This is a genomic window from Chitiniphilus eburneus, assembly GCF_005048205.1.
GTDB classification, from domain to species: domain Bacteria; phylum Pseudomonadota; class Gammaproteobacteria; order Burkholderiales; family Chitinibacteraceae; genus Chitiniphilus; species Chitiniphilus eburneus.
Genome location: NZ_SUMF01000003.1, coordinates 84,890 through 107,528, shown reverse-complemented (window position 1 = coordinate 107,528; position 22,639 = coordinate 84,890). Strand labels below are relative to the sequence as shown.

Annotated in this window: 18 protein-coding genes; 11 read left to right on the top strand and 7 right to left on the bottom strand. The window is 66.7% G+C overall.

The window, feature by feature from the left end; genetic code table 11:
• The first annotated feature begins 106 nt into the window (after positions 1-106).
• Entirely contained in the window at positions 107-466 is a 360-nt protein-coding gene (locus FAZ21_RS05460; RefSeq protein WP_136772274.1) for a RidA family protein, read from the top strand.
• 13 nt (positions 467-479) lie between these two features.
• On the opposite strand, the gene rsgA is transcribed toward FAZ21_RS05460, so the two are convergent.
• Positions 480-1,553, bottom strand: a complete 1,074-nt coding sequence (gene rsgA, locus FAZ21_RS05455; protein ID WP_136772273.1) for a ribosome small subunit-dependent GTPase A — start codon at positions 1,551-1,553, stop codon at positions 480-482.
• Positions 1,554-2,155: 602 nt separating this feature from the next.
• The gene (locus tag FAZ21_RS05450; protein WP_136772272.1) at positions 2,156-2,833 is read right to left on the bottom strand and encodes an SOS response-associated peptidase; all 678 of its coding nucleotides are present in this window, start codon (positions 2,831-2,833) and stop codon (positions 2,156-2,158) included.
• A 237-nt stretch (positions 2,834-3,070) separates the two neighbouring features.
• On the opposite strand from FAZ21_RS05450, the gene FAZ21_RS05445 reads away from it, so the two are divergent.
• Entirely contained in the window at positions 3,071-3,343 is a 273-nt protein-coding gene (locus FAZ21_RS05445) for a hypothetical protein (protein ID WP_136772271.1), read from the top strand.
• Between the two features lie 81 nt (positions 3,344-3,424).
• Here FAZ21_RS05445 and FAZ21_RS05440 read toward each other — a convergent pair whose 3' ends face one another.
• Together FAZ21_RS05440 and FAZ21_RS05435 are read right to left on the bottom strand one after the other, a co-directional pair.
• The gene (locus FAZ21_RS05440) at positions 3,425-5,974 is read right to left on the bottom strand and encodes a diguanylate cyclase domain-containing protein (protein WP_169307266.1); all 2,550 of its coding nucleotides are present in this window, start codon (positions 5,972-5,974) and stop codon (positions 3,425-3,427) included.
• Positions 5,975-6,137: 163 nt separating this feature from the next.
• Complete coding sequence (locus FAZ21_RS05435) at positions 6,138-7,757, bottom strand: methyl-accepting chemotaxis protein (RefSeq protein WP_136772269.1); 1,620 nt, start codon at positions 7,755-7,757, stop codon at positions 6,138-6,140.
• 58 nt (positions 7,758-7,815) lie between these two features.
• Between FAZ21_RS05435 and FAZ21_RS05430 the strand changes: the two genes are divergently transcribed.
• Positions 7,816-8,220, top strand: coding sequence for a hypothetical protein (locus tag FAZ21_RS05430; RefSeq protein ID WP_136772268.1), 405 nt, complete (start codon positions 7,816-7,818; stop codon positions 8,218-8,220).
• Between the two features lie 165 nt (positions 8,221-8,385).
• On the opposite strand, the gene fghA is transcribed toward FAZ21_RS05430, so the two are convergent.
• From fghA to FAZ21_RS05415, 3 genes are all read right to left on the bottom strand, one after another.
• Positions 8,386-9,216 carry an S-formylglutathione hydrolase gene (gene fghA / locus FAZ21_RS05425; protein WP_444542045.1) on the bottom strand — a complete coding sequence of 277 codons (831 nt, stop codon included), beginning with the start codon at positions 9,214-9,216 and terminating at the stop codon, positions 8,386-8,388.
• 8 nt (positions 9,217-9,224) lie between these two features.
• Positions 9,225-10,352 carry an S-(hydroxymethyl)glutathione dehydrogenase/class III alcohol dehydrogenase gene (locus FAZ21_RS05420; RefSeq protein ID WP_373279528.1) on the bottom strand — a complete coding sequence of 376 codons (1,128 nt, stop codon included), beginning with the start codon at positions 10,350-10,352 and terminating at the stop codon, positions 9,225-9,227.
• Positions 10,353-10,812: 460 nt separating this feature from the next.
• Positions 10,813-11,232, bottom strand: a complete 420-nt coding sequence (locus FAZ21_RS05415) for a MerR family transcriptional regulator (protein ID WP_136772265.1) — start codon at positions 11,230-11,232, stop codon at positions 10,813-10,815.
• Between the two features lie 269 nt (positions 11,233-11,501).
• Between FAZ21_RS05415 and FAZ21_RS20175 the strand changes: the two genes are divergently transcribed.
• From FAZ21_RS20175 to FAZ21_RS05380, 8 genes are all read left to right on the top strand, one after another.
• Positions 11,502-11,828, top strand: coding sequence for a hypothetical protein (locus FAZ21_RS20175; RefSeq protein ID WP_169307265.1), 327 nt, complete (start codon positions 11,502-11,504; stop codon positions 11,826-11,828).
• 8 nt (positions 11,829-11,836) lie between these two features.
• Complete coding sequence (locus FAZ21_RS05410) at positions 11,837-15,712, top strand: papain-like cysteine protease family protein (RefSeq protein WP_169307264.1); 3,876 nt, start codon at positions 11,837-11,839, stop codon at positions 15,710-15,712.
• A 104-nt stretch (positions 15,713-15,816) separates the two neighbouring features.
• Complete coding sequence (locus FAZ21_RS05405; RefSeq protein WP_136772263.1) at positions 15,817-16,791, top strand: hypothetical protein; 975 nt, start codon at positions 15,817-15,819, stop codon at positions 16,789-16,791.
• On the top strand, positions 16,791-17,045 hold the full coding sequence (locus FAZ21_RS05400) for a hypothetical protein (protein WP_136772262.1): 255 nt from the start codon (positions 16,791-16,793) through the stop codon (positions 17,043-17,045). Before FAZ21_RS05405 ends, FAZ21_RS05400 begins: the two co-directional genes overlap by 1 nt.
• Positions 17,042-17,848: a hypothetical protein gene (locus FAZ21_RS05395; RefSeq protein WP_136772261.1), complete on the top strand. Its 807-nt coding sequence runs from the start codon at positions 17,042-17,044 to the stop codon at positions 17,846-17,848. Before FAZ21_RS05400 ends, FAZ21_RS05395 begins: the two co-directional genes overlap by 4 nt.
• Positions 17,845-19,215 carry a S8 family peptidase gene (locus FAZ21_RS05390; protein ID WP_136772260.1) on the top strand — a complete coding sequence of 457 codons (1,371 nt, stop codon included), beginning with the start codon at positions 17,845-17,847 and terminating at the stop codon, positions 19,213-19,215. Before FAZ21_RS05395 ends, FAZ21_RS05390 begins: the two co-directional genes overlap by 4 nt.
• 99 nt (positions 19,216-19,314) lie before the next feature.
• On the top strand, positions 19,315-21,312 hold the full coding sequence (locus FAZ21_RS05385; RefSeq protein WP_136772259.1) for a hypothetical protein: 1,998 nt from the start codon (positions 19,315-19,317) through the stop codon (positions 21,310-21,312).
• 194 nt (positions 21,313-21,506) lie between these two features.
• On the top strand, positions 21,507-22,550 hold the full coding sequence (locus tag FAZ21_RS05380) for a hypothetical protein (RefSeq protein ID WP_136772258.1): 1,044 nt from the start codon (positions 21,507-21,509) through the stop codon (positions 22,548-22,550).
• The last annotated feature ends 89 nt before the right edge of the window (positions 22,551-22,639 follow it).

The following is a 22,639-nucleotide window of genomic DNA, read 5'->3' as shown; positions in this document are numbered from 1 at the left end:
ACCGCAAGCGGCCTGCGACGCCGCGTGGCGCCCGAAATGCACCGAACCCGCAGCGCGGGGCCCGCCCGAGCGGCACAATGCGCATCCCATTGTCCGGACCTTGACCATGACCACCACCGACCTTCAACGCATCAACCCGACGCCACTCTGGTCCGATGCCGTGTGTTTCAACGGCACCGGGTATTTTGTCGAAGTGCCCGAAAGCGGCACGGACTTCACCGCGCAGACCCGCGCCCTGCTGGCCCAGGCCGAACGCACATTGCACGCGATCGGCTCCGACAAGGCGCGGCTGCTGATGGTGACGATCTACCTGCCGGATCTCGCCCACCGGCAGGCACTGAACGAACTGTGGCGCGAATGGCTGCCGGAAGGCTGCGCGCCCGCGCGGGCCTGCGTACGCGCCGAGCTGGCGTCACCCGACCTGTTGATCGAGATGGCCTTCGTCGCGGCGCTGCAGCCCGCCTGAGCGCCCCGGGGCGTCAGCCGCCCCGCTTGGCCTTGGCGTGCGCCACGGCGGCCTTGCTGATGACCTTCCATTTGGCGGTCTGCGCTTTGCGCTCCAGCATGGTCAGCCGTCCTTGCCGCGCATCGTGCATCACCTTGTGGTAGTTGCGCAGCCGATCGTCCGGCACGGCTCCGCGCACCGCGCAGCCCGGCTCCTCCCGGTGCTGGCAGTCGCGGTAGCGGCAGTGTGCGGCCAGGGCCTGGATATCGTCGAAACCGGCACTCAGTTCGGCTTCATCGGCATCGGGGCGCCAGGTGCGCAGGCCGGGGGTATCGATCAGGCAGGCGCCTTCCGGCAAACGGAACAGATGGCGCGCCACGGTGGTATGCCGGCCCCGGTTGTCCCCATGCCGCACCGCGCCGGTCTGCTGCGCCGGCGTTGCCAGCAGCGTGTTGGTCAACGTCGATTTGCCGGTGCCGCTGGCGCCGAGCAATACCACCGTCTGCCCCGCGCCCAGCCAGGGCGCCAGCGCATCGCGCGCACCATCCGCCAGCGCATTGACCGCCAGCATCGGTGTATGTGCCGGCAGACGCGCCGCCAGCTCCGCCAGCCGCGCCTCCGGATCGTCGGCCAGATCGGCCTTGGTCAGCACGATCACCGGGGCGATGCCCGCGATGCGGGTGAACGCCAGGTAGCGCTCCAGCCGGCGCGGGTTGAAGTCATGATCCAGCCCCATCACCAATAGCGCGGTGTCGATATTGCTGGCCAGTGGCTGGCGGCGGCCGTCGTTGGCGCGGCGCGCCAGATGATTGAGTCGCGGCACCAGCGCCGTGACCCAGGTTTCGCCCAGCGCATTGCGCTCGGCGATCACCCAGTCGCCGACGACCAGCGCGGTGGCTTGCGCCACCAGCGCATGCACCAGGCCGGGCAGCGGCCGTGCCGCGTGCTCGATGTGGCCATCATGAAGAAACAAACCTTCGCGCTGGACTTCGGTGATACGCGCCAGCCAGGCGCCGGGGTGATCGGCTGCGGGTACTTCAGGTAAGGCGGCGAGCAAGGCGGATTGCAGGCCGAGGGTATTCAATGCGACGAAATCGTATTCGAGCATGGGTAGATTCGATCCAGGTTGTCAGGCCCGCGACGCGCGCGGGCAACGCCGCGACAAACGCGGCAAGGCAACGACAGGGGTCGGTCGGCCATGCTGGGCGGCTGGCGCCCGGATGAATCCGTGTGTTCACCGCGCCCGGTGGGCGCGGCGCATCAGTGATCCGTGCGGGACGGGAATCCGCTCAGGATGGCCGACAGGAGGGCAAGGTCCAGGGTACGCATGACAATCTCCTGTGGATGAATGGGATACGCAGTCTGCGCCGGCGTACCGGTCGCCGGCAAGCAACGGCCCATGCCGTGGCGCGTCGATGCAACACCCGCGGTAGCGCTCGCGCCTAGGGCGTGTCATCCAATGTTTCACGACAGCGTTCGGTGCAGTTCGGGATGCCGTGCAAGGAGCTGGACGCGCCGCGGTATGGATACCGCAAGCGGCCGGCGACGCCGCGCGGCGCCCGAAATGCACCGAACCCGCAGGGCTGGGCCGAAAAAACACCATCCACTGCGTTGCACGCCTTGCCAATAACCGGTTATTGCCTGCGTCGTGCGCCTGGTGCCTGGTGTTTTTTCGGCCCAGCGCTGCCGCGAAACATTGGATGACACGCCCTAATCGGGGTTTCCGAACAGATCGCCCGCTGATTGGGCGCCACGGCGCGGCAACGGCGCGGGCACGGCATGGAGGAAATCGTCCGGGCACGGGCGCAGCAAGGTGCGCGCGAGTTCGGGATTACGGCAGGTAAGCCAGAGCTCGTAATCGTGCTCGGGCACCACCACCAGGCTGCGCTTTTCGTCGCCGGGCGCGTGAAAGCGCCGCATCACCGGGTGGGTGTCGGCGTTGATGGTCAACTGGGTGAACGAATGACTCAGCGTGCCGTCGGGCTCATCCCAGGCCCGCCAAAGCCCGGCAACGGCGAAGGGCGCATCATCGGCGGCGCCGATGCGCCAGCGTACCGGACGGCCACTTTCGTAGCTGGGCTCGAAAAAGCCCAGCATCGGCACCAGGCACAACTGCCCTACCCGCCAGGCGCCACGAAAGGCGCGCTTCTCGCCCACGGTTTCGGCCCGCGCATTCATCGTGGCATAGGGCCTGGCACCGGCCGGCATCTTCCCGCGCGGCACCATGCCATAGCTGCCGACCATGACCTGCGGCCCCTGCCCCACATCCACCAGGATCGGCGCCGCATAGCCCTGCCATGTTTCCTCCGGCCAGGCTTCGTCCGGTTCCATCACCCGAAAATGGTCGGCCAACGTGCGTTTCGCGGGCGGCAGGAAGTTGACGCACATGCTCAGCGCGCCGCGCCGGGCAGGTAGCGCCCGGCTGGTTCGAAGGTGGAAAGGTGGCAAGGAACGATCATGGAACCTCTTGGAGCAAAGTGGCGGCGAGATGGTGCAACAAAACCTGGCGCGCTGCGAGCGCCCCGGGCGCGGGCGAAGCCGGCGGCAACCCGCCGAACGGTAGTTGCCAGAAAAATGCCCGATCACTACATTGTAGAACGTTCGTTCTATATCAGGAATAAACCAATGCACACCGCCCCGCGTTTCCGTTTTTCCGAATCCGCCGCCATCCGCAAGCACGTACTGCGCGTGCCCACCCCGCTGATCGAGCATCTGGTGACGCGCTCGGCCGATACCCTGGCCGGCACCTTCTGGCTGCACCGCAACGACGTGATCCACCTGGATGCCACACTGCACGCGGATGCGCTGCGGCTGATCGGCATGTACGTGGAGCTGGACGACGCAGGCACCGTGACCGGGATCGGACTGCAACGCGAGGCACGGCCGCTCCGGCACTGAGCGGCGCAAACCAGGGCGCGAACAAGTGGGGCAACGCCGGCGGCGCGGATGCGACAGCGCATGGCCCCAGCCGCCGCGCCGCTACAGGCTGCCTTCATCGTCCACCCTGATCAGGGCGAAGCGATCACGGCCGATCTGCTTGGCCTGGTACAGCGCCGAATCCGCCAGCGCCACCAGTTGATCCGGCGCGCGCTGCGTGCGCACGATGAACGCGATGCCGATGCTGGTGGAAATCTGCATCGGGCCGCTTTCGGTTTCGATGGGCATGCGGACGGCTGCGAGGATTTTTTCCGCCACGGCGATGGCGTTCTCCTCGGTTCTGACCTCATCCAGCATGACGCAGAATTCGTCGCCCCCCAGACGGCCCACCACATCCGATTCGCGCAGCGATCGTTCGATGGCCTGGGCATAACCGCGCAACACGGCGTCGCCCACGGCGTGGCCGTGCTGATCGTTGATCGGCTTGAAATGATCCACATCCAGATAGAACAGCGCCAGCGGTTGCCCGCTGCGGCGATGCCGGCGTAGCGCCAGATCCAGCGCCTCCAGGAAGAAGGCACGGGTCAGCGCCCCGGTCAGCGTGTCGAACGATGCCAGCGTCCGCCATGCCAGCTCCTGCTGCTTGCGGTCCGTGACATCCCAGGACACCACGTAGCAGCCGGACACGGTTCCCTGCTCGCCGATCTGCGGGATCAGGTCGCTGACGATGTGCCGGGTGCCGCGCAGCGCCACCATGGTCGTCTCGAAATGCACCTTTTCGCCGCATAGGGCGCTTTCCACATAGGGGCGCGCCCGCTCGTAGTAATCCTTGCCCATGAAGTCGACCATCAGTTGTCCTTCGGTCGGCTCGATGCCGAGCAGCACCAGGTATTGCCCATTCCAGTAGCGATAGCGCTGCGTGGCATCCAGGAAGGCCACCAGCGCGGGAATGGCATCGGTGATCGCCCGCAACGTCTGCTGCTGGTTGAGCAGCGCCTGCTCGGCGCGCTTGCGCGCGCTGATGTCGCGCAGGAAACACGGAAACTCGACGGTGTCGCCGTGGTGCAGGACGGTGATGGTCAGTTCCACCAGCACCTCGTTGCCATTGCGCTGCATCGCCGGCAACTCGATGCGCCGGTTGAGCGCGGCGCCTTCGCCCGTCTTGAGAAAATGTGCAATGCCGTCCTGATGCCGCAGGCGGAAACGTTCGGGAACGATCAGCTCGGTCAGCGGGCGGCCCAGCACTTCGTCCTTGGTCCAGCCGAAGACGGCGGCGGCCTGGGCGTTCCAGTCGATCACCAGCCCATCGCGATCGATGCAGATGAACATCTCGTGCGACGCCTCGATGATCGCCTGGGTGCGCTGGCGGCTGCTGACCAGTTCCGCTTCGTATCGCTCGCGGCGCGACAGCTCCCGTTCCAGCGCGGCCAATGCCTGCGTCCGGCCGGTGAGCAGCACCTGGTTCTGCTCGAACTGCCGCTGGTAGCCCAGTGCCGCGCCCATCAGGCCAGCCATCAATTGCAGCGTCTGCGTGTCGTGCGGCGAAAAGGCGTCCGGATGGTCCGCCACCATCATCAACACGCCCACGGCAACGCCCGCCTGGAACAGCGGTGCCACCACCAACGCGCGGGCGCCAGCGCGACGACAGGCCTCCTGATTCACCCGGGGATCGTTTTCGGTATCGGACGACGCCAGCACCTGTTCCTGCGCGATGCACAGGCCCGACAGGCTGCTCCGCTGCTCGACCCACGTGCCGATCAGGCTGCTGCCGACGCCACTTCCCGCGCGACAGGCCAGCAACTCGCCCTCGATCATCTGGACCACCACCCCCTGTGCCGGGGTCAGCCGCATCATGCTGTCCCCCACCAGTTTCAGAAAGCGATCCAGATCCAGCGCCGACTGGGCCAGCAACGCCTGGGTGGCGATCACCTCGTTCAGCCGCGCGGTGTGTTGTTCCAGTTGGCCCATGGTCTCGTTACGCTGGGCCACTTCGTTCAGCAGGTGGCGATTGGCCCGGTCGGCCGCGACCATCGCGGCACGCTGCTCGCGGATGGCACGCAACGCCAGCAGGCAGGCGGCTCCGATCAGCAGCAGGTCCAGCAAGGTCATGCCGGCAACGGCAATGCGACTCCAGCGATCCAGCCTTGCCACATCGGCGGCAAGCACCGCCGCGCGCTGGCGGGCGTCGGCGTCCATCGCGCCGATTCCGGCCCGGATCGCGTCCATATACCGCTTGCCCTGGATCACACTGGCGGTATCGATTGGCAGATTGCGACGGAGCACTTCGATGCGCTGCGTCTGAAGCGCGTTCACCGGGTGCTCGATTTGCAGCAACTTCTCCAGCCGGCGCTTCTGTTCCGGCTGGCTGTGCACCGCTCGCGCCACCTGCGGCAACAAGCGCCGTACTTCGCCACGGCCGTGCACATACGGGGCGAGGAACGTTTCGTCGTGGGTCAGCATGAAACCACGCACGCCGGTTTCCGCATCGACGTAGCCACCCAGCAACTGGATGAGCTGATGAATCAGCTCTCGTTGCGCGCCCACTTCCTCCCGTTTCAGCGCCGCCTGGCGCGATACGAGAAACGGCACCGCGGTATTCAGCAACAGAATGACCACGGCGATCAGAAGACCCCAGCGCTGCATTCTCGTCATGGATGGACCTGGATGAATGGAATCTGCTCCCATCGTACAAACCCCGCCCGGCCCCACCAAGCCCCAATGGTCCACGCGGTTGTCGGCCACCCGTCATCGGGGGCGAACATGAAAAAGGCCCTTCCAGTGGAAGGGCCTGCCGGATGCGCCATGCAACGGGGCATCAGAGCCGGAAACGCTGCACCACGCGGTTCAGGCTGTGCGCCACATGCTCGATCTCGCCAGCGGTATGCGCTGCGCTGCGGATCGACTGGGTGGTCTCTTCGACCATCTGCGAAATGTCCTCGACGCGGCCGGCGATGGCATTGCTGGCCTGGCTCTGCTCGCGAGTGGCCGTGGCCATTTCGCGCAGGCGGGACAAAGTGCTCTCGGCGCCACTATGGATGCGTTGCAGCGAGTCGCTCACGTGCTTGGCCATCTCCGCGCCGTTTTCCACCTGCGGCAGCGCCTCGTTCATCACGGTCACCACCGAGTCGGTCTCGGCCTTCACCGAAGCCAGCATCTGCTCGATTTCCACGGTGGCGCTGCCGGTACGCTCGGCCAGCTTGCGCACCTCGTCGGCCACCACCGCGAAACCGCGGCCCTGCTCGCCGGCACGCGCGGCCTCGATGGCCGCGTTCAGCGCCAGCAGGTTGGTCTGTCCGGCGATATCGCTGATGACGGCCGCGATACTGGAGATTTCCTTCGCCTTGTCGTCCAGTTGGCGAATCTGGCCAGAGGCGCGCGCCACGCTGTCGGCAATGTGCGCCATCGCGGACGACGTCTGGTTCACCTGGCTCACGCCCTCGGCCGCCAGCGCGGTGGCAGTGCGCGACGATTCCTCGGTATCGGCCGTGTTGTCGGAGATATGGTTGATGCTGACCGTCAGTTCTTCCATCGCCGCCGCCATCGAGGCAGTGGAATCGGTCTGGCGATCCGACGCGACGGAAATCTGCTGGCTGGCCGATGCAATCAGCGTGGCATGCTGTTCCAGTTGCTGCGCGTCGCGCTGCACTTCGCTCAGCACTGTGCGCAGCGAGCCCCGCATGCGCTCCACCGCGCCCATGATGCTGCCCTGCGGCGCATTCGAAACGCGGCCATCGTCCGAAAGATTGCCATCGGCCACCTTGGTCACCAGATGCACCACGTCGTCCGGCTCGCCACCCAGGCTCAGCATCAGGCGACGGACCGCCAGCACCAGGACCGTGCCGATGATGCCGGCGAATATCACACAGATGATTACCTGCCAGCGGGCGTTGGCCCAGAAGCGCTGATCGGCCTCGGCAAAGCTGATACCGCTGCCGACCACCCAGTTCCAGCGCGGAGTGCGTTCGGCCACCGACAGCAGGTCCACCACCTTGCCTTCGCGCTCGGAATCCCACCAGTACTCGGTGAGCGCGCCGCCGGATTTGTCCAGCGCGGCCTTGGCGATGGCGCCAACGCTATTGCCCTTGGAATCCTTGAAATCATTGAAGCTGGTGCCGTGCAATTGGGGGTCCAGCGGTGCGGCGACGAAGATCAGTTTTTCATCGGTGACGTAGACGTATTCGGAGTCGTGGTACTTGTTTTCGCGCAGGATCTGCGTGGCGATGGCCTTGGCCTCGTCTTCCGGCAGCTTGCCGGACGCGGCCATGTTCTCCAGTTGCACGATGGTGCTGTAGGTGCTCTTCATCAATTGCTTGATGCGGGCCCGGTTGTCCTTGTCGCTGGCATCGCGCAATACGTACAGCCCCACCAGCATCATGCCCAGCAGGAAGACCAGCACCACCCCGGTCAAACCCCATGCTTTCTGCCTTAACGTCATTTTCCAGTCTCCCTGCCAATTCGCCGCGCTGGCGCCTCGAACAAACGCCGCCGCCAGAATGGCCCTGCTTTCGGACGGCAACCAAAGTATTCCTGTCAGGATAGCCGGCAATCGGACGGATGACTATGCGGGCTTTACCCTCAGGTGCGATTTGTTTGTTCCAGGTAAAAATATCTCGAAGAAGATGAGGAGGAATCCGATTGACGTCGCCCGGGATGATCCCAGCGGCGGCTGTCAGGTGCAATACCGGTTTTCCTGGCGTCAGGAAAACAGAATATGCCGGGCTTGCGCAGCGGCGTCACCGCAGCAGGCCAAGCCTTGCCCTGCTTGCCTTGCAGTCATTTTTTCATCGCATGCCAGCGGGCTGTGTTTCCATTTTCAATTCGTTGCCGATTCAGTCGAATACCGAATTGGCGCAAGCGCTGCCATCAATTCAACCCGATATCTTCCGACATCGGCATGAATAGACAAAGCAATAATCAGCGAAGATGACAGGCGAATTTCAATCATTTCCAGGAAAGAAATCGCCAAGGTTGGAGAAAAAAACCGATGTCAGTGGGAATCTGCACACCGCCGTCTGTCGCCTGAAAGGCCTGCCCCCCGAAAGAGGTTGCGCTCAGGCGCTCCGCTACGGCAGATGCCGGGCGTGAAAGCGCAGATGATCTTCGATGAAGCTGGCCACGAAGTAATAGCTGTGGTCGTAGTCTGGCTGCATGCGCAATGTCAGCGGCCAATCGCGCTCGGTAGCGGCCTGCCGCAACGCATCGGGCTGTAGTTGGGTGTCGAGAAAGGCATCCGCCCCGCCCTGGTCCACCAGCATCGGCACCGGCACCGTGGCCGCACGCAGCAAGGCACAACTGTCATAGCGCTGCCAGGCGGCTTCGTCCGCGCCGAGATACTGGGCAAAGGCCTCCCGTCCCCAGGGCACCTGCATCGGATTGACGACCGGCGCCAATGCCGAAGCGCTGCGATAGCGCTCCGGGTTGCGCAACGCCACCATCAGCGCCCCGTGCCCGCCCATCGAATGCCCGGCGATGGCGCGCGCATCGCTCACCGGGAAGTTCGCCTCGACCAGCGTGGGCAGTTCGTCCACCACGTAGTCGTACATCCGGAAGTGCGTGGCCCAGGGCGCCTGGGTGGCGTTGACATAGAAGGACGCCCCCTGGCCCAGGTCATAGCGCTCCGCGTCCGGCACGCCCTCGCCGCGCGGGCTGGTATCGGGCAGCACCAGTGCCAGGCCCAGTTCGGCCGCCACCCGTTGCGCACCGGCCTTGGTCGCAAAGTTCTCATCGGTGCAGGTCAGCCCCGACAGCCAGTACACCACCGGCACGCGGGCGCCATCCTCTACCTGCGGCGGCAGGTAGAGGCCGAATGTCATCGCACAGCGGGTGGCAGTGGATTCGTGCCGCCAGCGCTGGTGCCAGCCGCCGAATGCGCGCTGGCTGGAAATCCGCTCCAGCGCGGCCGTCATCGGGAGCCCTCGCGAAAGTGGATCACCGAGCGGATCGACTTGCCCGCATGCATCAGCTCGAACGCGGTGTTGATCTCCTCCAGCGGCATGGTGTGCGTGATGAAGTCATCCAGGTGGAACTCGCCCTTGAGATAGCGCTCCACATACCCCGGCAGTTCGCTGCGGCCGCGCACGCCACCAAACGCCGAGCCGCGCCAGACGCGCCCGGTCACCAGTTGGAACGGCCGGGTACTGATCTCCGCGCCGGATTCGGCCACGCCGATGATCACCGATTCGCCCCACCCCTTGTGGCAGCATTCCAGCGCCGAGCGCATCACGTTCACATTGCCGATGCATTCGAACGAAAAATCGACGCCACCATCGGTCAGCGCCACGATCACCTCCTGGATCGGCTGGGTGAAATCGCGCGGGTCGATGGTGTCGGTGGCGCCCAGTTGCCGCGCCAGCGCAAACTTGTCCGGGTTGATATCGATGCCGATGATGCGGCCGGCGCCGGCCATCCTGGCGCCGATCACGGCGGAAAGCCCGATGCCGCCCAGGCCGAAGATCGCCACGGTATCGCCCGGCTGCACCTTGGCGGTATTCATCACCGCGCCCATGCCGGTGGTGACGCCACAGCCCAGCAGACAGACTTCTTCCAGCGGCGCGGCCTTGTCGATCCGCGCCAGTGCGATTTCCGGTACCACCGTGTATTCAGAGAATGTCGAAGTGCCCATGTAGTGATGGATGGGCTGGCCGTTCCTGGAAAAACGGGTGGTGCCGTCCGGCAGCAGGCCCCGGCCCTGGGTGGCGCGGATCGCCTGGCACAGGTTGGTCTTGCCGGACGTGCAGAACTTGCACACGCCGCATTCGGGCGTATACAGCGGGATCACATGGTCGCCCACCGCCACGCTGGTGACGCCCTCGCCCAGCGCCTCGACCACACCGGCGCCCTCATGCCCCAGGATCGCGGGGAAAACGCCTTCGGCATCCTTGCCGGACAAGGTATAGGCATCCGTGTGGCAGACACCGCTGGCCACGATGCGCACCAGCACTTCGCCGCGTTGCGGCGGCATCAGGTCCACTTCTTCCACCGACAACGGCTGGTTCGGCCCCCAGGCCACGGCGGCGCGGGTCTTGATCATGTTCATGGCTGGCTCCGGGCGACCGGACAGTCGCAAGTGATAACCAGCAGTATTCTAGGGCGTGTCATCCAATGTTTCACGACAGCGTTCGGTGCAGTTCGGGATGCCGCGCCAGGAGCTGGACGCGCGGCGGTATGGATACCGCAAGCGGCCAGCGACGCCGCGCGGCGCCCGAAATGCACCGAACCCGCAGGGCTGGGCCGAAAAAACACCATCCACTGCGTTGCACGCCTTGCCAATAACCGGTTATTGCCTGCGTCATGCGCCTGGTGCCTGGTGCTTTTTCGGCCCAGCGCTGCCGCGAAACATTGGATGACACGCCCTGGGGCGAATCGACCTTCAAACGGGGATGCGTTGGATCGCGGGCTGGATGGTTGCGCGAAGCGCGGCGCATCCCGGCGGGGTGGATCGAGCCCTGGCATGAAGGAGCAAACCGGTCCGACGTCGCGCCGCGCCGCGTTCAGTCCCGCCCGACGCAGCAGTCGCGCTGTTCCAGCGTTTCCAGCAACCGGCAGTGCTCGGCGCTGGTGCTGTGGCAACCCACCAGCCGTGCCAGCACGTCGCGCATTGCCAGCAGGTCCGCGATCTTGGCCTCCACCTCGGCCAGGTGCTGTTGCGCCAGATGATCCGCCGCATCGCACGGCTGCTGTGGATGATCGGCCAGTTGCAGCAGCGTGCGAATCTCGTCGATGCCGAAACCCAGCTCGCGCCCACGCCGGATGAAACGCAGGCGTTTGACGGCCACGCCGTCGTAGCGTCGATAGCCGCCTTCGCTGCGCGGCGCCGGAGGCAGCAGGCCGATGCGCTCGTAATAACGCACGGTTTCCAGATTGACGCCCGCGGCCTTGCCCAGCGTGCCGATGGTAAAGGTTTCCGCCATCGCCCAACTCCGTAGTGACTACAGGCCCCAGCATACGCCCGATCGACACCGTTGCGAGCGGGCGCCGCCGCCCACCGCCTGACAACCCCCGCCGCCTCGCCAGACCGCGCGGCAACTAGCTTGCGCCAAAGTGCACGCATCCCGTTCCCGCCCGACATCACGGCGGCATCCCACAGGCTTACGACCCTGTGATCCCCCCGTGATATCGCCGTGATTCACCCGTGATCCGGCAGGCCGACACTCCAGGGCGAACAGCGGGGAGTCCGTGCATGTCGCTCCTGGAAGACCAGACCGCCTCGTTCATCGTGCGGGTCTGGCGCGAGCGAGGCGAATACGAGGCCGGTCCCGGCGAATGGCGTGGCTCCATCGAGCATGTCCAGTCGGGCAAGAAGGGCTTTTTCCGCGATCTGGCCAGCATGGAGCGCTTCATGGCGCCCTTGCTTCAGGAAATCGGGGTCGATGCCTCCCAACGGTTCTGGGAGCAGATCTCCCCCGCGATGTTCGACGCAGCGACGGCTCCGCCGTCCGACGACACGGCGCCCCCCGGTCCCGCCCCCGGGCCAGCGCCTACGCCACACATCGGCAGCAGCCGGTAGGAGGACGCATGCCAGTCATTCGAGCCAATCGCGAGTCGATCGACGATCGATTCAGCGTGCTGGGTTTCACGATCCGGACCGAGAGCCCGCTGTTCGAAGTGGGCATCGCCACCGATCCCGAACTGTTCAAGCCCGAGCGGCGCGGCCAGCGCACCCGGGCCAATTTCTATTCCAGCCGGGGCGCGGGTGGGGTGATCCGGGCGCGACGGGGCGAAGCGGTCTACCTGGTGCCGCCGGACGTGCTGTCCAATTTCGTCGGCCAGCCGCGGCTCTATTTCGGCCTGGCCACCTATGCCGAAGGCAGCGGCGGCTCGCCGATCACGGTACAGGCGCCCAGCGGCGGCAATATGTACGTCAACATCGCCGGTTTGTCCGGGCGCGGCCTGCGGCGGCTGGTGTCGCCGGCCGCGCCGTCGGCGTATGGCGCCACCAACGGTCACGATCCCAGCCTGGAATGGGGCGGCGATGCCCGTCCCGCCGGCGCGGAAGCCCGCCCTGGCAACGGCGCCACCGTGCCGGCGCCGACCACCAACGGCAGCGGCAACGGTGCCGCACCCTATGACGACGGCTTCGGCAGCTTTCCGGCCCCCGCACCGGCACCGGCCGCACCTTCCGCCACCGCGCCGGGCAACGGCGCCGCACCCGCCACGGCGCAAAGCCTGCGTGCCTACCCGGTGGTGGCACTGGATACCAACCGCCGCGAAGCGCGCTTTCCCGCCACTGGTACGCTCGGCAGTACCGAGGCCGCCATCGCGCTGGGCGTGCTCGGCGTGCTCAACCCCGGCCTGGCCGGCACCATCCTGGCGCTGCGCGCGGTGGCCAACCGCTTCAACGTCAGCATCGGCATCGGGCCGTCGGCCAGCGTCGGCTTTCTCATCGGCGGCGGCATCGGCGCCGGCCTGATTTTCGCGCCGGGCGACCAGATCGGCTACTACGGCCAGTTCGACATCCGGGGCGGCTGGATCGACAGCGCCTCGGTCGAACTCCAGATCACCATCGTCGGCGGCGGCATCGATTCCTTCGGCGGCATCAGCTGGGCCGTCGCGGCCGAAGTGGATGCCGGCGTATCGGTCAGCGCGCAGGCGCTGTTCAATACCTCGCTGCAATTCCAGGGCGTGACCTTCGGCCTGGGCCTGGGCCTGGGCGTGGAACCGATCCAGGTGTTCCTGTCGTTGCAGGGCAGCTACGCCTCGGGCCTGGCGCTGGCACAGGGCTACGCGCCGCCGCAACGCCGTGCGGCGCTGGTGCGCGCGCAGGAGATCCTCACGCCGTTCTACGACCCGGCAGATCCATCCAGCGCCCTCACCTGCCAGAACGACGCTTTCAGCGCGGAGCGCGAACAGTGGTTCGCCGGCGTGCCCAACACCACCCTCTTTCCGCACTCAGCAATCTGCCAGTTACTGATGACAGCGCCCAACGGTAGCGTCTACCAGGGCACCGGCTTCTACATCGGGCGCAACCGCATCCTCACCTGCGCACACAACCTGCACGGCAAGACCCGGGTCACCATCATCCCGGGGCGCAACGGCGCGGGCGGCAAGCCATTCGGCGAAACCACGGTACAATCGTCGTCGTGGCGCGTGGCGCCGGGCTACACCGGCAGCGGCAACTGGGCCAACGATCTGGCGGTGATCGACAACGTGCCGCTGGCGGCGCCGAACGACCAATGGTTCGAGTTCCTCAACGCCACGCCCTCCGACCAACTGCCCATCGTGGTCTGCGGCTACTCGCTGCAATCGGTGGCGGTGCCCGCGCTGACACAGGCCATCGACGGCGACATGCAGCACCTGCACGGCGGCTATGCCGCCAGCCAGAGCGGGCCGGAGGTGATCGAATACCCGATCCTCACGCTGAAAGGCGCCAGTGGCTCGCCGGTGTATCACATCGCCAACGACGGTGGCACGCTACGCGCCCTGGTATGCGCGGTGCACGTCACCGGCGAACCGGCGGCGCAGGGGCTGAACCGGGGCTGCTTCATCACGCCGCGCAAGATCGACTGGATCGAAGGCCGCGCCACCTCGTTCGCGCTCGCGGCACGCGCGCTGGCGATTCCGCTCGATCCGGGCGACGGCGGCCGTTCCATCGGCCTGGATGCGCTGCAACCGGGCGACGTCATTGTCTCCACCGCGCGCCACATCGTCTCGTACGGCATCCGCGCCGGCACGCTGTCGGCGATCAGCCACGCCATGCTCTACGTAGGTGGCGGCAAGGTGATCGAAGCCGTTGGCGAAGGCGTGCGCGAAACCACGCTGGCCACCGCCATCAACGGCGCGCTGCTGGCCGTGGCATATCGCGATCCGCGCGTGGACAGCGGCAAGGCGGCCGCCATGGTGGCCTATGCGCGCGGCCGCGTCGGCAACCCGTATAACTATGCCGGCGTGGCATTCACCGGCTATCGCATCCTCAACCCTGGCGGCGCGGCGTTGATCGACGCGCTGGCGCGGGTGCTGGGACTGGAAGTCGGCCAGGCTGGCGCCGCCTACTGCTCCGAGCTGGTGTACGACGCCTTCCAGGACGCCGGCATCCCGTTGCCGGGCGCCCGCCCCACCGACAGCCGCCCCAGCGATATCGTCGATCTGTTCGGCACACAACTGGGCTATGTCGGCCACCTGATCGCCAGCGACGTGCCGCTGGGCATCCCACTGTCGCTGGGCGTTTCGCGCCCGCTGGGCCTGGCGCGCGGCCTGTCCGGCGAATCGTTCTCGGTGCACTGGGACACCACGCCGTACTACCCGCAGACCAGCGACGGCTCGTGCTGGGCCGCCAGCGCGGCGATGATCGTCGGCTGGCGCGACAACCGCCGCGTCACCGACCAGGAAATCGCCGGCATGGTGCCGGTGCTGAATGCCTACCGCAACGGGCTGTGGCCCAGCCAGCGCCAGCAACTGGCCGATGCCTGGAACCTGGTGGCCGAGCCGCCCGCGTCCTACCCCATCGGCGAATGGCGCCGCCTGCTGGAAAACCATGGCCCCGTCTACGTGGACATGACCTGGGACACCGACGGCGGCGGTCACGTACGGGTACTGGTCGGCATGACCAGCGACGGCGCCGAGGACGGCAGCGATACCTTCATGTACCTGCACGACCCCTGGTACGGCACGCCGGGCCGCATCAAGGTCAGCTACGCCGACTTCCTGGCGCTGTACGAAGGCCGCACCGGCAACAGCGGTGGCCAATTGCAGTACCAGTTGCTGCATGCGGCGTCGATTCCGTCGCACGCACGTCCCGTCACCGCCGCGCCGTTCTCGCTGGAAACCGCCGACTCGGCCAGCGGCGACACCTCGCAGGCCCCGCGCTTCAGCCGCGCACCGGCGCCGCCGCCGATGGGCGAAGCGCTGTCGTACTCCGGCCGCTCGCACGCGCTGACCGGGCCGGGCGTGGCGGTGGAGATCGCGTCCGCCATTGCCGGCGCCACCATGGAGCGTGTCGCCAACAACGTCGGCGACATCACGTGGGAACTGGACCAGTTGCGCGGGATGAAGCACCCGAACGACCGCGCACCCGACCCCGCGCCCGCCACGCGCGACGGTGAGGTGATCCGGCTGGAGGATTGGCCACGCGTCAGCGATTCGTATATCGACGATATCTACGCCGGCTTCGAGATCAACTGGCAATACACCGGCAAATCGGTGGGCAACGTACTGATCAGCAATATCTCGACCAACGACGCCATCGGCTGGGGGCTGGTGGTGAAGGCCAAGATCATGGACGACAACATCGTCTACCCGCGCGACAACCCCACCTTCGCGGCATTGCGCATCCGCTTCGAGTACCGCTTCACGCACGTCCTGGTGCAGGACCAGATCGCCATCGTGGACGTGCGGCTGTACGGCAACGGCACGCGCAACGTGCAGTTCCGCTGGGAGCAGACGGGCATGTTCTAGGAGCCCTCGACAAAACCCCGCTGGCCGCGCCTCGCACGCCTTGCCAGCATCGCTTCGCCGGGTTTTGTCGATGGTTCCCGTCATCCCTCTGACCGGATACGACCATGACCAACCGTCCCCCCGCCCCGCCGCCCCTGATCGGCTACAGCGAACGCCTGCCGGCGCGGGCGCTGGCCGATCCGGCGCCGGCCGCCGACCCGGCCGCGCCACCGGCCAAGCCGCCCGCCACCGAAACGCTGGCATCGCGCACTGGCGCGCTGGTCAATGAAATCGACTTTCCCGGATTCGTCTCGCAACTGGTCAACGGCACCTTCGACGCCATCGTCGATGCCGCGATCCGGCAGATGGAAAGCTATTCCAGCCTGGTGTCGGCGGTGGCCAAGACGGTGGACCAGTTCACCGAAGAGAACATCACCCCCAACCAGGCGCGCGACTGGCTGGCGCAGCGCTATGCCGGCGAAGTGGCGATCTCGCTGCCCACCGCCGAACAACCGACGCCACAACTGGTGCCGCGCGCCGAGGGGCTGAGCCCGCAATGGCTGGCCGACTACGGCGTGGCCGGCGAGGAAATGACCACCGAGCTGCTGGAAAAGCGCGTACTGCCACGGGTGCGGCTGGCCGTGGGCGCCGAGCGCCAGCAATTGCTGGCGGCGATGGTCACGCTGGGCATCAACCGCATCGCCGTGCGCGATGGCTCGATCACCGCCAAGGTGATGTTCCGCGCCACCGCGCAGGACAGCGCCAAGGTGAACTACGCCGCCGGCAGCGATCCCGCGCAGCAATCCACCGGCTGGGGACAGCGCGGCAGCAACACCTATTCCGGCGGCAACACCATGGTGTCCACGCTGGGCGTCAACGCACAGAACGATACCAACCTGCGCGCCGACCTGTTCGGCGAGGTGAAGCTCAACTTCGTCAGCGAGACGTTGCCGCTGGACAAGCTGGCCGACGCGGCCAAGATGGCGCTGGTACAGCGCAACCTGCCCGGCATGCAAAGCCTGAATGCGCCACCGCTGCCGGCTGCGCCACAACCCCCGGCCGCGCCCGCCGCGCCGGTGCCTGATGCGGGAGGTCGCTGATGCTGCGCGATCTCTCCGACGTACTGGTCGAATTGCAGGAAGGCGTCACCGGCGCCAGCGCGCGCTGGCGGCTGGGCATGCGGCTGACGCAGGCAGAGATGACGCTGCCGATGGACGTGCGCGCCATCTTCCGTGACGGCGGCTGCGTACTGCTGGCCGACGTCTTGCGCAACTACGCCGACAGCGGCTGGCAGATGTCGCCGTCCCGCCTGCAGGTGGTCTGGAATGAAATGCCGACGGAGGAACTGCCATGAATCCCGGCATCCCACCGCTGGTGCAGGACAGCGGCGTTCCATTCGACATGTTCATCCAGGCGCTGACCGAACAGCTCGACAAGGCGCAGGCCGCGATGGCGCTCAAGGCGCGGGTCGGCAAACTGCCACTCACCTTCGCGGTGAAGGAGGTCTCGCTGGATCTGCGCGCCTTCATCCAGATGGTGGACGACGACGTCTTCGTGCGCCCCGCCGGCCCCGGCGACGCCGAAGCCAGCACCATCAAGCTGGCGCTGACCACCATCACCAAGCCGATGATCGAAGAGAACGCCATCGACTTCCAGCCCGAGGACCCCAAGTTCTCGCTGCGCGAAGCGCTGGGCGACAGCAAGGAAAGCGAAGACATGCAGCGCCGGCTGGAACGCATCGGCGTGCGCAACGTGCAGCAGCTCACCGAACTGCGCAAGACCGCCGGCACCGACGTGATAGCACGGCTGGCGCGGCTGCCGGTGAACCGGCTGCAACAGGCGCTGCTGAGCGCCGCCGCGCCGCGCGTCACCGACGTGGAAAGCCGCACCGAGGCCGGCAACGGTGGCGTCGTGAGCGCCAGCAACCGCGTCCACCTCACCAGCCCGCTGCTGCGCACCGGCCGCCTGCCGCTGGTGCGCGCCGCCGGCGAAGCGGTGCCGGTGGTGGAGGCCAGCGACGGCCGCATGGTGCTGGCGCCGCTGGCGATGCAACTGGGCTGCGAGGCCGAAATCGATTTCGGCGACGGCGAGGTCGGGCACGTGGCACTGGCCGCCGGCAGCGTCGGCCGGATGCGCGACGACGGGAGGCGCTCATGATTCGCGTACCGCGCCGCCTGCTGCTGACACTGCGCCTGGGCGAAGCACCCGAGCACCTGCCCAGCCTGCTGGCCTGCCGCCGCTACGGCGTGGCGCCCGCCGACCGCATCGACGGCGGCCCCATCGACCGCCTGCTGCGCCACCACGGCGGCGCATTGCGCTGCACCCGGCTGCACAACGCACGCACCCGGCACGACCAGCGCCCCGGCGTGGCGGGCGCCCGCCGCTACGACGACATCGAACAACTCACCGGCGTGGCGCGGGTATTGCGCGTGCTGGTGCAGGACGACAGCCACATGCCGGCACTGTTGCAGGCGCTGGCGCAGGTGGCCACCGTGGAACAGGTGCGGCCGGATCGCCTGAGCGGCACGCCGTTCGACGGCGTGGCGACGCCCGGCCAGCCGGACGAAACCGCGGCCTGGCAACCGCGCGAACTGATCCGCCTGCCCGAAGCGCTGGGCTTCGAACCGGGCGATCCCGCGGTGCTGGTGGGCCTGGCCGACACCGGCGTGATGGCCAGCCACCAGGACCTGAACCCGTTGCGGCGCGGCTTCGACACCGTGGACCTGGACGCCACCATCGCCGCCGGCCTGACCCTGGTCGGCGACAACACCGCCAGCGACGAAGAGCCGGACGACGAGGTTGGCCACGGCACCGGCTGCGCCGGCATCCTGCACGCGGGCGGACTGTCGCTGCCGCCCGGCGGCGCCGGCCAGTGCGGCCTCACACCCGTGCGGGTACTGGGTGCCGCGTTGCAGAACGACAAACGCGTGGGCATCGGCGCGCTATCCAACATCGACGCCGGCATGAAGCGGCTGATCGACCTGGGCGTGAAGGTGATCAACATGAGCTTCGGCACGCCGGAATCCGCGCTGCGCGCGGACGATACGCCACCGCACCAGGAAGTGGTGCGCTACGCACTGGCGCGCGGCGTGCTGCTGGTGGCCGCCAGCGGCAACTCCGGCAAGGAAGAACGCTACTTCCCCGCCGCGCATCCCGGCGTGATCGCCGTCGGCGCGGTGGATCAATCGCTCAAGCCCTGCGGTTTCAGCACGCGCGGCGCGCACGTGGCGCTGTCGGCGCCGGGCCGCGACATCTGGACCGCCGGCCTGAGCGGCTACCAGCGCGCCACCGGCACCAGCTTCGCCGCACCCTTCGTATCGGCCGTATGCGCGCTGCTGGCGTCGTACGCCCAGCGCCGCGCCATGCCGCTGACGCCCGAACTGGCGCGCGAAGTGCTGGTGGCCTCAGCCAGGCCCTTCGCCAGCGCGGGCGTGGAAGGCGCCGGCGCTGGCGTGCTGGACGCACTGGCCGCGCTTCAGGCGCTGGATGCGCGGCTGGACAGCCTGCTGGAGGACGAACCATGACCGCGCGACGACGCCGCTCGCCGCGCGACGCACCACGAAGTCGCGGCAAACCAGCTACACACCCTCATGCCGGTGGCAACCAGACAAGGAGCTCAGCCCATGGCGAATGACGACAAGGCGCCGGCCCCTGCCGGCAAACCCGAGGACAGCAAGGCCAGCGAGGCCGCGCCGGAAAAACTCCTCGTCACGAAAACCAAGGTGGTGGGCGGCACGCGCAAACGACCCGCGCCACGCAAGCCCGCGGCGCCCGCCACGGTCGAAACGGCCGAAGCAGCCGAAGAGATTGGCTACGACACGATCAAGAAAGACGGCATGTACCCGTATGGAGACAACAAGATGAACCGCATCCTGCTGGTGGACCTGAGCGAACGCGAATTGCGCCGCCGCGCCACGGTCGCCGAGATCGTGCAGCGCTACAAGACCATCGACGAGACCAAGGACAAGAGCGGCGGCCTCACCGCCAAGCAGCGCCTGGAATACGACCAGTACCGCCGCAAGCTCGACCTCGACGAAGTAATGGACCCGTTCTACCGCGAAGTAGTGGCAACGCTGCTGCAACGCAGTAGCGACACATTGAGCGAGCTGCTGCACGCGCACGGCATTCTGGGGTCGCAGCGCGGCGTGCCGGGCGATGGCGCCGGGCTGGACGGCCGCGAGCGCGAAGCCGCCGCTGTGTGCGGGCTGTTGCTGCTCGACAACTACACCGAACCCGACCGCCCCGGATTCCGCGCCAAGGTGACACAGGCGCAAGGCGAATACCGCGAACACCGCGAGCTGTTCACCGCCGTATTCAGCGCGTTGTCCGGCCAGCATCTGGTATCGGTGCGCAGCCAGATTCAGCAAGGGCTGGTGGATGACGCAATCGTCGGCTGCATCACGCCAAACAAGCTGATCAGCCGCCGGCGCGATCCGTACAGCGGTGAGATCAAGGATGGCGAAGGCGTACTGCCCGGCCGCGACACCGTCGTGGCGGCGCTGTCCACGCGCAGCGTGGCCGGCATCGTGCGCAAGCTGGCGGCCGATCGCGTCAGCGCTGCCGATCCGTGGCTGTCCAGCCGCATCGACGCCGCCTTCGATTCGCTGACTGGCGTACTGGCCGGTGGCCCGGCCTCGTCGCTGGAAATCTGCCTGCCCGACCTGGACGATGCCTCGGACGTGGAAATCGTCCAGGAGAACCTGCACGCGGTCCAGGCCATCTACTTCAGCTACATGCTGGAGGAAGCGCGGCTGTTCCAGGTGGTCGAGCGCATCGTCGATCTGTTCCGCCAGGGCCTGCTGCCACTGGGGCGCGGCAAAGCCGGCGACTACCTGTTCCGCTACTACAAGACAGCGGGCGAACGCATCACCGAAGCCGAGCGTCGCGACCTGTACATGCGGGCCTTCGGCGCGCCGGGGGGCGACCCCAACGGCAGCATGCCCAACCGCGAGTTCAACGAACTGTGGCTGCGCTTTGTCTCGGCGGTGTCCAACTTCGCCCGGCAGATTTCGGTGGAAAAACTGCTGCGGCAGAACGTACCGATGGCCGTGTCGCAGGAACAGGTACGCAAATCGGCGCGCGACCTGGCGGCCAACCTGTCGCTGCACGGCTACGGCATCGCCTACTTCGCCGCCACCGACCTGCAACAGAGCATCCTGGAGTTCCGCGACATCCTGTCCGATCCCGAAGTGCGCGGCGCCTTCGGCGCACGCGACATGTGGCAGGTGGTGGATCAGGTAAACGCCAACTACCTGGGTGGCACGCGCAACACTTATCGCTACCGCGTGCAGGCGAACTCCGGCGCCATCATCGTGCGCTGGCTGGCGCAGAACCAGCAGCGGCTGCAAGGCCGCTACGGCATGGACGTGATCTCGATCGATGCCCTGACCAACCCGCAGTTGCGCGCCCTGAGCAGCGACCGCCCGCTGGTATCGCCGTCCGACTGGGATCTGGTCAACGCCTGCGAACAATGGCTGGCCGTCGGCGGCGTGCAGGACCAGAGCATCGAACAGTACTCGCAACCGATCGAATCGCCGGTCATCACCAGCAAGCCGATCGAAATGCCGCGCGTAGCGCGCGACGTGCTCGACAGCGTGGGTATTTCGTTGCCGGGGATGTAACCACGGGATGTAAAACCCAGTTCTGTAGACACAGAGCGCACTGAGTACACGGAGAACACAGAGAAAAACAGAGAGCCCAAGCGAAAAGCGGTCACTCCCCGTTTTTGCCGTTCTCTGTGGCCTCTGTGCACTCTGTGTCCACAGATTCTGAGGTTCAAAGCCCCGCCGGTTTTAGACACATCAGGAGAACCGCCATGCCGAACGGCAAACGCCCCATGGCCGATTATGTGAAGCATTCGCTGGCGCACGCCTCGCACGCGCTGGGCGTGCGCAGCCCGTTGCCCTACGTGGATGGCCTGCTCGACCGCACCTTCAGCCTGCCGGAGGACGATCTGTCCTATGCCGACAACGCACTGACGCCCGGCGCCGTACCCTACGAACCCTCATTCTCCGAAACCGAGCCGGACACACTGCGCTTCACCATCGAACCGCTCGGCCCCAATGCGTCGCCGGTAGCGCGCCGCGACGAAGCCACGCGCGAGATGCGGCGGCTGATCTCGCCCTGCTTCGGCAAGGATGCGCTGCGCTGGTTCGACAGCCGCAGCGAGGAATGGCGCGGCATGAACGGCCTGGGCTGGATGTCCTACGGTGCGTGGTTCGGCAGCGCATTCGACGAGGACGGCCTCTACGCCACCAAGATCTACTACGAGCTGATGCCCAGCCAGATCGAAGCGCTGTCACCCAACCTGGCGCGGCTGACGCGGATGCTGATGAGCGAGATGCCGACGCTGCTGCCGATCTTCACCTCCATTGGCTGCAAGCGCGACATCGGCAGCCAGCGCGTCACCTTCATGCATCGCGGCCCGCTGGTGGTGTCGTCGCTGGGGCCGCTGATGAACCGCCTCGGCATCGGCCACCAATTGCCCAGCCTGATGCGCGTGGTGGGCGTAGCGCTCGGCGGACGCTTCGAATTGCCCAATGGCGGGGTGCTGCTGGGCCTGCGCGAAACCAGCGACGGCGTGGAACTGAAGCTGGAAATCCTGCTGGCTTCGCTGCCCGACCTGCCCAGCCGCTTCCTCGACCTGCTACGCCTGGGGCTGGCCGAACGCCCGCGCCAGGTCGCCGCGCTGGATCGCTGGCTGACCGCGTTCGGCGTGGACGATGCCAACGAGCAAGGCCATTTTTCGGTGCTGAGCGTACGCGTCAGCGCGCGCTTTCCGGCGCGGATCAGCCTGTACGTACGGCCGATCGAATTCGAAATGCGCGACACCATCGAAGAATCGCGCGCGTTTGGGTGAAGCGCCGGGCTTGCCCGACGCGGGAAGAGAGAAAGGGAAAGAGGAAGAGTCAAGGCACAACGCCATCACCGGCTTTGACTCTGCTTTTC